General features: G+C 71.7%; 1 protein-coding gene and 1 pseudogene. Both read left to right on the plus strand.

The annotated features are described in order from the left end of the window. Positions 1–12: 12 nt before the first annotated feature. A pseudogene (locus tag V5F61_RS21140) lies at positions 13–66 on the plus strand (hypothetical protein); the annotation flags it as partial. Between the two features lie 117 nt (positions 67–183). Continuing rightward, positions 184–1,313: autotransporter-associated beta strand repeat-containing protein (locus tag V5F61_RS21145; RefSeq protein WP_393990635.1), on the plus strand; the 1,130-nt coding region annotated here is incomplete at its 3' end.

Raw genomic sequence — 1,313 nt, forward strand, 5'->3', positions numbered from 1 at the left:
GGCGCGGGGACTTTGACACTGACTGGCGCCAACAGCCATTTGGGGGGGACGCGGGTTTCCGGGGGTACGGTACAGGTTTATGACGGTGGGGCGCTTGGGACGGGTGCGCTGGCGCTTTCGGGTGCGGGGACGCTTCGGGCGAGCGGGAGCTTCAGCTATGGGCAGGCGATCTCGCTGACGCCGGTGGACGGGGTCGGGGGCGGCACGTTCGAGGTGGACGACGCGGAGACGCTGACCCTGACCGGGGCCATCGCCGGCCTCGGCAACCTCGCCAAGACCGGCACCGGCACGCTGGTGCTGGGCGGAGCCAACAGCTATGGCGGCGCCACCGAGGTGACGGCGGGCACGCTGGTGGCCACCGGCGGCAGCGCCATCGGCGACACCAGCGCGGTCGGCGTGGCCGCCGGCGCGCGGTTCGTGGTGCAGGCGGCGGAGACGGTGGGTTCTATCTCCGGGGCGGGCGGGATCGATCTCGGCGCCAGCCTCACCACCGGCGGCAACAATGCCAGCAGCGCCTTCGCGGGGGCGATCACCGGCACCGGCGGGCTGACCAAGACCGGCACGGGCACGCTGACCCTCTCGGGCGCCAGCAGCTATAGCGGCCCGACCGCGGTGAACGGCGGCACCCTGAAGGTGGACGGCAGCCTTGCCGGCGACGTCTATGTCTACGACCAGGCGACGCTGTCCGGCGGCGGCATCATCGCGCAGACGGTGCACGTGCTCGACGGCGGCACCCTGGCGGGCACCCAGGCGAGCGGCCTGACCATGGGCGGGCTCGACCTGTCCTCGGGCGCGGCGCTGGCGGTGAGCCTCGGCGCGGTGAGCCCGAGCGCGGTGTTCAATGTGAACGGCAACGTGACGCTGGACGGCACGCTGAACGTGACGTCCGCCGCCGGCTTCGGGCTCGGCATCTACCGGGTGGTCAGCTACACCGGCGCCCTCACCGACAACGGCCTTGAGGTGGGCGCCATGCCGCTCGGCTATGCCGGCAGCGTGCAGACGGCGGTCGCCGGCCAGGTGAACCTGGTGGTGGACGATCCCACCAGCCCGATCCTGTTCTGGAACGGCCCCCACACCAGCCCGACCCAGGCGGTGGAGGGCGGCACCGGCACCTGGACCGCGGGTCCGCAGACCAACTGGACCAACGCCAGCGGCACCCTCTCCAAGGCCTGGAACAGCGGCTTCGCGGTGTTCCAGGGCCAGGCCGGGACGGTGAGTGTGAACAATGGCGAGGGGCAGGTCACCGCGCTCGGCATGCAGTTCGTGGACACGGGCTATGTGGTGAACGGCGGCGACATCCTGCTCTCCGGCGT

The organism is Xanthobacter sediminis (assembly GCF_043195015.1).
In the GTDB taxonomy this organism is placed as follows: domain Bacteria; phylum Pseudomonadota; class Alphaproteobacteria; order Rhizobiales; family Xanthobacteraceae; genus Xanthobacter.